Origin of the sequence: Pseudomonas sp. SBB6, assembly GCF_024213215.1 — a bacterium.
Lineage (GTDB): Bacteria > Pseudomonadota > Gammaproteobacteria > Pseudomonadales > Pseudomonadaceae > Aquipseudomonas > Aquipseudomonas donghuensis.
In genome coordinates this window covers 105674-113640 of record NZ_JANAVH010000002.1, presented here as the reverse complement: position 1 = coordinate 113640, position 7967 = coordinate 105674, and the positions used below count along the sequence as shown (strand labels likewise).

Here is a 7967-nt window from a genome sequence, read left to right as displayed (position 1 = left end):
GGGAGCTGGCTTGCCATCAGTGTTGCCTGAATTGCGACCGCTGCGCGCTCGATCGCCGGCAAGGCCGGCTCCCACAGCTCCGGCGTACAGCGATCCATTGTGGGAGCGGGCTTGACCCGCGATGGGGCCGCTCAGTCCGCCGCCAACCCATTGGCCAGCAACTGCGCCTTGAGCTGCGGCCGATAGTTGCGCGCATAACAGCGGCCGATAGTGCTCGACCAGTTCTGCCCCTCGACTCGCCCGGCGAGCTGCCAATGTTCCATCAGGGCCGCATCGTAAGCCTCGATTGCCGCCGGCAATGCCTGTGCGTCATAGCGCTCGTCATGACGAAACGAAGCCAACGGCAAGCGCGGTTTTTGCAGCGCCGGCTGCTGCACGTAACCCAGCGCAACCCCGCACAGGGCAAAGGATTTTTCCGGCAGGCCGAGCAGCTCGATCATGCCGCTGGCATTGGCGCGAATGCCGCCCACCGGCACCACGCCCAAGCCCAGTGAGCGCGCAGCCGTCATCAGCGTCGAGAGGATGATGCCGCCATCGGTGCAAGCGGCAACCATGCCTTCCAGGTGCTGGTGAATGCACTGCTGGTCACCGCTCAGGCGCGCCGCCAATGCGGTCTTGTAGAAGTCCACCACCAGGGTGATGAACACCGGTGCCGCGGCAATCCACGGTTGCCCGCCGGCAAGCTCGGCGATCTGGCGGCGGCGCTCGGCATTGCGCACCACCACGGTGGAAATGTGCTGGGCGTTGAACGAGCTCGGTGCCTGGTGAGCGGCCTGGAGGATGGCGTCGAGCAGGCTGTCGCTGATCGGCCGGTCCTGGAAACTGCGCTCGCTGCGATGGCTGGCGAGCAGCTCGATGGTCGGGTTCATGCTGGCCTCATTCCTTAAGGACTTATGAATTCACTGCGCGGGTGCCGTCCTCGGCAAGACCCGGTACACGCAGCGTCGGTCACCTGATATCAGATGTTCACAGCGCTCGACAAGCGCCTGTTCACCCAGCACCGACTGGAAGATCTGCAGCTCCGAGCGGCAAAACCCCTGGCATCGTGATGCCGCGGCACAGATCGGGCAGTGGTTTTCGATGATCAGCCAGCCGTTGTCGCTTGCGACCATTTCCGCCATGTAGCCGGCCCGTTCGCGCAGTTGCACCAGTATCCGCACCTTGTCTTCGAGTGTTTCGGCCGGGCTGCAGGCCTGCAGGTATTCGCTGCGGTTGGCGTTTTCCATGCGGGTGATGAGTTGATCGACCCCCTCATGGCCGAACACCTGCTCGACCGTCTCGATCAGTTGCAGGGTCAGCACGCTGTGGGCGTCGGGGAAGCGCCGCTGTGCAGCGTCGGTCAGGGTCCACTTCTGCGAAGGGCGGCCAGCGCCTTTGGCCGGGGCGCTGATGCCGACGATCAGCTCGGCGGCCTGCAGCTTCTGGATCTGCTGGCGCGCGGCTTCGAAGGTGATCTCCAGCAGGCTGGCAAGGTCGGTGGTTTTCAGCGCGCCACGGGTCTTGAGTAAAAACAGGATGCGGTCGGCGGTGGAGTTGGCGTCGGCGGCAGGTGCAATCATCGTGTGCAGATAACCATGCGAATAGGCGTTAACGGTCGACCTGTGGCGCCATCCATTGCGCAGGTAACGAGTTCGAGCATAGCCCGTTTTAGCACTGCACCGATTATTTGTAAAAGGTCTTAGCTACAAAGTTTAAAGCTCAAAAAAATATAAAAGTTCGAATTTGTGTTTTCCCCGGCAGCGACTAGCCTCAGTTCTTAGTCTGCGTCCGTGGCAGCAGTGAGCACCGCCAATGGCCAGAACTTGCCGTGCAGGCAGGCCGTGGGCTTGGAGCATTTAGGGAATGAAACTCAACAGGGAAGTGAGTGTATGAATGCGCAAAAACCGGTGACCATCTATGAGCACGCCGAAGAGGCCAATACCCTCGACGGTGTGTTCGACCTAGTGAAACTCTCCGACCAGTATCGCCAGTCGGCCATCCTCCACGCGGCAGTCGCGCACAAGGTCTTCGACCGTACCCGCCAGCCGGTCAAGGCCGAGGTGGTCAGCCTGGCGCTGGGCTGGGTGGCCAACAAAGGCAAGATCTTCCTCAATGCCCTGGTTGCCATGGGCCTGCTGCAAAAAACCGACAAAGGCTTTGTCAACCAGCCGTTGAGCGAGCGCTTCCTGGTCAGCAGCAGCGGCGAATTCATCGGCCCGATCATTGCCCACCAACGCCTGCAATGGCAGAACTGGCCGCGCCTGGGGGAAATTCTCAGCACCACCCAATCGCTGGATTTCCAACAGGAAAACCGCTTCAAGCATGACCTCGCCGCCCGTGATGCCTTCAACGATGCCATGGTCCGCTTCAGTCAGCCAATGGTCGATGTGCTGCGTGAGCTGTCAGTCTTTGACCAGGCGAACAAGGTCATCGACCTGGCCGGTGGCCATGGCACCTACATCGCCGAGATCGCCCGTCGCCACCCGCAGGTCAGCGGCGAGATCTGGGACCTGGACGCCACCCGCCAGGCCGCCCAGAGCACCATCGGCAAGTATCAGCTCGAGCAGCGCCTGAGCTTCAAGGAGCGCAACCTGCTCGACCTTGCGCGTTATCAGGACGCGCGCGCCGATGTGGTGATGCTCAACGACTGCCTGCATTACTTCACCCGCGAGCAGACCACTGCGCTGATCAAGGGCGCCAGTCAGTTGCTGGAAAACAACGGCGCCTTGCTGATCCTCAGCATGACCCTGGACGAAGACGAGATCCACCCGGCGCTGTCGGCGGATTTCTCCCTGCACATGATGGTCAACACGGTGAATGGCGAACTGCACCCGACCCGCTGGCTGGCAAAACAGATGCAGGACCAGGGCCTGAGCGTCGACCAGGAGCCGATTGGCCGCTATACCCTGCTGGTCGGACGGAGGGCTAACTGATGCTCAAGTTCATCGTGCTGCACGCGGCCAACCCGGACGGCCGTACCTTGACCCTGATCGGTGAGCTGGGCCAGGTGGCCAGCGCCGCCGGTTTCGAGCTGCATGCCACGGCGCAACTGGCTCGCCAAGGCGAGGCCGATGGCCTGATCGTGCTGCTGGCTGGCGAACAGGAGGCGGCATTGGGCGCACAGCTCAAGGCGGCCGAGGCCCTGTACCGCAACACGGCGGTGACCCTGGTGCGCCTGGCCGACGGCCAGGGCAGGGTGCCTGGCGCAGACGCCATCAATCACCAGTTGCTGCAGGCTGCGGTGTGCTTCGTCTATCCCTATGGCCTGACCCAACTGGATAAGCCGCTGGCCAGCGAAGCGTTGAAAAGCTGGCTTGCGGGGTATGCCAAGTTCACCGCCGCGGTAAAGATGTGGCGTGCCCTGGAAGGGGTATCGCTCGATGCTGCAGTGCTGGCCCGCCAGCAGCCGCAGCTCAATCACATCAACATCCTGGCTCGCGACCTGCAGGTGTCTCAGGCCTTCTACCGCGACATCTTCGGCGCACGCTACTGCTACAACCTTGGCCCGCGCAAAGTGGTGATGGAACTCAACGGCTTTGATTTTTTCATCGAGCAGAGCGCCGAGTTCAACTACCCGCCGGGTTATCACATCGGCATTCGCGCCTTGCCCGAAGACGTCAAGCGCATCGCCGAGCGGGTCACGGCCAATGGTTCGATCAAGCTGGTCAAAGGCAATGGCCCGGCGCCGGGCTATCACCATGGCCCGGACAACGTACGCAGCGCCGTGTACTTCGAAGACCCCGATGGCCTGGTGGTCGAAGTCTATAGCGCCGAAATCGAGATGATCGAAACCAACCGCCGACTGCTGCTCGACCAGCTCTGAGGCTAGCCCTGGGTACTACGTTGTGGGCCGAACCAGGTTCGGCCCCGGCGTGGGCGTCGTTACTCAATACAAGGTGCAAGGATGAACAGTCTCAAGGATCGGCATTGGCCGCGGCTCCCCAGCCCGCTGCCCAAAGATGTCACTGACCGGGTGCTGATGGGCTACCCCGAGCATTACCGTGAATACCCGCTGGTGGAACAGGTGGGCATGGCCATCCGGGCGCTGCTCGATACCCCGGTCGAGCAGCTGCTGGCCCAGCTGCAAAGCGCAGATACGCCGCTGTACCAGCGCATTGGCGCAGGTGAAGTGCTGGGGTTGCGCGGTGACCCGCGCATTGATGTATTCAACCCGCAGATGATCGACATTCCGGGTGCTACCGTGCAGATCGGCCTTGCGCCAGAGCGGGTGGGTGAAGTCCTGGATGCATTCGACGGGCTAGGCCTGGACCGCAGCTGGATCGAGAAGGAAACCCCGCTGCACAGCGTTCAGCTGGACCGCTACCGTATCGCCCGCTTTGCCGTGACCAACAGCGAGTACCGGGCGTTTTTGCTCGACACCGGCCACCCCTCGCTGCCCAGTAGCTGGGCCTTTGGCCGCTACCCGCAGCAGCGCGCCAACCACCCGGTGTACAGCGTCAGCGACAGCGACGCCGATGCCTATGCGCAGTGGTTGAGCCAGCGCACCGGCCGGCGCTTCAGCCTGCCGACCGAAGCCCAGTGGGAGCATGCCGCAGCCGGGCCCCAGCGCCTGCAGTTTCCCTGGGGCGAACACTTTCACGCCGAATATGCCAACACCATCGAACTGGGTTACCTGGACAGCACCCCGGTGGGGGTGTTCCCCGAGGGCGCCTCGGTGTTCGGCGTGCTGGACATGGCCGGCAATGTCGAGGAGTACGTCGCCGATGACTATCGGCCTTACCCCGGCGGCCCGCAGATCAACGACGACCTGGTGCTGGATGTCGGTCGTCACCGAATCGCCCGTGGTGGCAGCTTCACGCGCTTTCGCGACCTGGCGCGCAACCCTCGGCGACATGGGCGCTACCCACGACCGATCTATGTCATGGGCTTTCGCCTGGTAGAAAACAACAACTGAGTTATCTGTCAATCGTGCGAGGTTTGATCATGAACAACGACGTTTCGCTGCACACCAAGGTGCCGATCTCGATCCTCGGTGGTTCGGTCGACGCTCATTTCTTCGGCTTCAAGGGCTTCGACAAGCACAACGAGCATTTTGCCGTCGGCATCAACCTGGACAAGGCCCAGGTGCCGCTGGTGCGGGTGCATTCCGAATGCATCACCGGTGATGTGTTCGGCTCCCAGCGCTGCGATTGCGGCCCGCAATTGCAGGAGGCGCTGAACACCTTGAACGTGCAGGGCGGTTACCTGATCTACCTGCGCCAGGAGGGGCGCGGCATCGGCCTGTATTCCAAGTTCGAGACCTACCTGCTGCAGGACCGCGGCCTGGACACCTACGAAGCCAACCTTGAGCTCAACCATCCCGCCGATTCGCGCAGCTTCGCCCCAGCGGCGCAGATGCTCAAGGCGTTGAATGTGCACCGCTGCCGGCTGCTGACCAACAATCCGGACAAGGTCCAGCAGTTGCGCGAAGGTGGCATCGAGGTCATCGACCAGGTGCCGACCGGGGTGTTCCTGACCCGCCACAACCGTAACTACCTGCTGTCGAAAGTGGCCAAGTCCAGCCACTCGATCAAGCTCTGATTGTTCTCTGAAGAAAAAAGGATTTTTCGATGAAACACATAGGCCCCATCAGCGGCATCGCCGCCCATGCAGCAGAGTTCGTCGCCACCGCAGGCTACGACAACCAGGTCATTTTGTGGAATGCCCGCACCGGTTTGCCCATTCACCGTGTGCACCACGATCACCTGGCCAACCAATGCGCCTTCAGTGCCGACGGCAAGCACCTGGTCAGCGCCAGCAGCGATTACACCGCGCGTATCTGGGAAGTACCGAGCATGCGCCTCAAGGCGGTGCTGTCCGGCCACCAGGACGACGTCGAGATGGCGGTGTTCTCGCCCGACGGCACGTTGGTCGCCACTTGCTCGCGCGACCACGTGCTGCGCATTTTCGATGTGCACGGCAACCTCAAGGGCAGTTTCCATGGCCACCAGGCCGACGTGATTTCGGTGGTCTGGTCGCCGGACGGCAAGCGCCTGATTTCCAGCAGTGACGACGGCACCGTACGCCAATGGGACACCGCCAGCTTCAGCCAGTGCGATGAAGTGGACATCGGCGGCGTCGAGACCGACACCATCGCCATCACCCGTTCCGGTGTGGTGTTCGCCGGCGACGATGAAGGGCGCATCTCGATCATCGGCCAGGGCCAGGTGCGCAGCGTTGCCGCCCACGCCGCCGGGATCAAGCGCATTGTCTGGAATGACGACAAGCAACTGCTGGTGACCCTCAGCTACGACCGCTCGGCAATCCTCTGGCGCTTCGATGGCCAGCACAACCTCAGCAAGCTGCGCAGCACCGCATTGCCGAGCATCATCTGGCCGCGCAGCTGCGCCTTTGTCGGTGAAGAAGAACTGGTGTTCGCCACCTTCGGTTCGCGCTATGCCACCTGGAACTACGAGCGTGACCAGTGGAGTGTCGAGGGTATCCAACCCGCGGTCAGCATCAACGCCGTGGTCAGTGCCCAGGGCCAGCAGTACAGTATCGGCGATGCCGGCTTGCTGTTTCGCGACAACACACCGGTGACCGGGGTCGGTAGCCTGTGCAACTTCCTCCAGCCGTTCGGGCCGTTGCTGCTGACCGGCGGGCAGATGGGCCAGGTGTTCGATGCGCTTACCGGGCACCTGCTGTACCAGCACCGCTCACCGTTGAACTGCGGCACCACCTTTACCAAGGACGGCGTGCTTCATGCCCTGATCGGCACCTACACCGGCGAAGGCCTGGTGTTCATCCTCGACGGTCGTGACGGCCTTAAACTAGTGGCTTCGATCGCCATGCACGAAAACGCCATCAAAGGCGTTGCCGCCAACGACCGCTACCTGTTCAGTGTTTGCGCCTCGGCCGATGCCGCGCTGCACCGTATCGACGATTTCAGCTGCGCTCGCCATATCGACAACGCCCATTCGCGCATCTCCAATGGTTGCTGCCAGATCGCGGGCGGCTTTGCCAGTATCGGCCGCGACCTCAAGTTGCGCCTGTGGCTGGAGAGCGGTGACGAGGTGTACGACTCGCCGCACCAGCATTCGATCAAGTGCATCGGCGCTTCGGCCGACGGCGCGATCATCGCCACCGCCGCCTACAACGGCACGGTGGCCCTGTTCGACCTGGCCACACGCAGCTGGCAGCCGCTGCAACGGCCCACCGCCAGCGGCATTTCCTGCATCACCCACAGCGGTCAGCAGCATGATTTTCTGGCCAGCTCCTATGACGGCAACATCTATGGCATCGCCGCCCGGCGTGCTTCCTGAGTGCGAGGAGATCGGTCAATGAGCAAGCAGGCAGTGGATTTCATGGAGCTTTCGGCGTACCGCAAGGCCCTCGATACCTCGTTTGTGCACCGCTATAGCCATGGTGAAGACGAGTGGTCGTGGGACATCGGCATGGCCCGGGCGGCGCGGATATTCCTCGCGGCGCTGGGTGACAGGCCCGACCAGCGCATCCTCGATGTCGGCGTCGGGCGGGGCCGCGATGCGTCGGAGTTGATTCAGGCCGGGCACCGGGTTACCGGCCTGGACATCGTCGAGAACTCCAGCTGGCCGCTGTTGCGCAAGCGTTGGGGCGAACGCCTGGAGTTGCTCAACAGCGCCCTGCAGGACTGGCAGCCGGTGGACGGCCGGCAGTTCGACGCGGTGCTCGACAACGGTTGCTTCCACCATCAGCACCCCGATGAGTGGGATGCGTACCTGGCGCACATGCGCAGCCACGTGCGCCGGGGCGGCCTGATTGCGCTCAATGTCTTTGGCGTGGACAGCAGCAACCCGGTGCCGGGCTGGCGCGAGATGGACAACCAGCGCCAGGGTTACTTCTTCACCGAGCAGGGCATTCGCGACACCCTTGAAGGCTATGGCTTGACCTGGCAGGAGCTGGTGGTGATCGAACGCCAGCATGGCGACGCCATGTACCTGCTGGCGCTGGTACGCAACTGAGTGGGAGCACGGCCGGGGCCTGAGTGTTTCAGGTCCCGGCCGTTTTAC

At 62.6% G+C, this 7967-nt stretch carries 8 protein-coding genes; 6 read left to right on the top strand and 2 right to left on the bottom strand.

Annotated features, from left to right (window positions below; all coding sequences use genetic code 11):
- Positions 1 to 131: 131 nt before the first annotated feature.
- Both NLX68_RS03835 and NLX68_RS03830 read right to left on the bottom strand, forming a co-directional pair.
- Positions 132 to 869 carry a nitroreductase family protein gene (locus NLX68_RS03835; protein ID WP_254282754.1) on the bottom strand — a complete coding sequence of 246 codons (738 nt, stop codon included), beginning with the start codon at positions 867 to 869 and terminating at the stop codon, positions 132 to 134.
- A gap of 30 nt (positions 870 to 899) precedes the next feature.
- Positions 900 to 1559, bottom strand: coding sequence for a metalloregulator ArsR/SmtB family transcription factor (locus NLX68_RS03830; RefSeq protein WP_254282753.1), 660 nt, complete (start codon positions 1557 to 1559; stop codon positions 900 to 902).
- Between the two features lie 309 nt (positions 1560 to 1868).
- On the opposite strand from NLX68_RS03830, the gene NLX68_RS03825 reads away from it, so the two are divergent.
- The 6 genes from NLX68_RS03825 to NLX68_RS03800 all read left to right on the top strand — a co-directional run bounded on the left by NLX68_RS03825 (position 1869) and on the right by NLX68_RS03800 (position 7919).
- Positions 1869 to 2912, top strand: coding sequence for a methyltransferase (locus tag NLX68_RS03825; RefSeq protein WP_254282752.1), 1044 nt, complete (start codon positions 1869 to 1871; stop codon positions 2910 to 2912).
- Positions 2912 to 3802 carry a VOC family protein gene (locus tag NLX68_RS03820; protein ID WP_254282751.1) on the top strand — a complete coding sequence of 297 codons (891 nt, stop codon included), beginning with the start codon at positions 2912 to 2914 and terminating at the stop codon, positions 3800 to 3802. The genes NLX68_RS03825 and NLX68_RS03820 overlap by 1 nt, the downstream gene beginning before the upstream one ends.
- An 81-nt stretch (positions 3803 to 3883) precedes the next feature.
- The gene (locus NLX68_RS03815; protein ID WP_254282750.1) at positions 3884 to 4894 is read left to right on the top strand and encodes an SUMF1/EgtB/PvdO family nonheme iron enzyme; all 1011 of its coding nucleotides are present in this window, start codon (positions 3884 to 3886) and stop codon (positions 4892 to 4894) included.
- A 29-nt stretch (positions 4895 to 4923) separates the two neighbouring features.
- Entirely contained in the window at positions 4924 to 5520 is a 597-nt protein-coding gene (gene ribA, locus NLX68_RS03810; RefSeq protein WP_010226778.1) for a GTP cyclohydrolase II RibA, read from the top strand.
- Between the two features lie 29 nt (positions 5521 to 5549).
- Complete coding sequence (locus NLX68_RS03805; protein ID WP_254282749.1) at positions 5550 to 7241, top strand: WD40 repeat domain-containing protein; 1692 nt, start codon at positions 5550 to 5552, stop codon at positions 7239 to 7241.
- Between the two features lie 18 nt (positions 7242 to 7259).
- Positions 7260 to 7919, top strand: a complete 660-nt coding sequence (locus tag NLX68_RS03800; RefSeq protein WP_254282748.1) for a cyclopropane-fatty-acyl-phospholipid synthase family protein — start codon at positions 7260 to 7262, stop codon at positions 7917 to 7919.
- Positions 7920 to 7967 lie beyond the last annotated feature (48 nt).

Bases quoted from the DNA above. Each gene is read 5' to 3' on its own strand.
- NLX68_RS03815 (WP_254282750.1), top strand. From the start codon at position 3,884: ATGAACAGTCTCAAGGATCGGCATTGGCCGCGGCTCCCCAGCCCGCTG.
- NLX68_RS03830 (WP_254282753.1), bottom strand. From the start codon at position 1,559: ATGATTGCACCTGCCGCCGACGCCAACTCCACCGCCGACCGCATCCTG.
- NLX68_RS03820 (WP_254282751.1), top strand. From the start codon at position 2,912: ATGCTCAAGTTCATCGTGCTGCACGCGGCCAACCCGGACGGCCGTACC.
- NLX68_RS03825 (WP_254282752.1), top strand. From the start codon at position 1,869: ATGAATGCGCAAAAACCGGTGACCATCTATGAGCACGCCGAAGAGGCC.
- ribA (WP_010226778.1), top strand. From the start codon at position 4,924: ATGAACAACGACGTTTCGCTGCACACCAAGGTGCCGATCTCGATCCTC.
- NLX68_RS03805 (WP_254282749.1), top strand. From the start codon at position 5,550: ATGAAACACATAGGCCCCATCAGCGGCATCGCCGCCCATGCAGCAGAG.
- NLX68_RS03835 (WP_254282754.1), bottom strand. From the start codon at position 869: ATGAACCCGACCATCGAGCTGCTCGCCAGCCATCGCAGCGAGCGCAGT.
- NLX68_RS03800 (WP_254282748.1), top strand. From the start codon at position 7,260: ATGAGCAAGCAGGCAGTGGATTTCATGGAGCTTTCGGCGTACCGCAAG.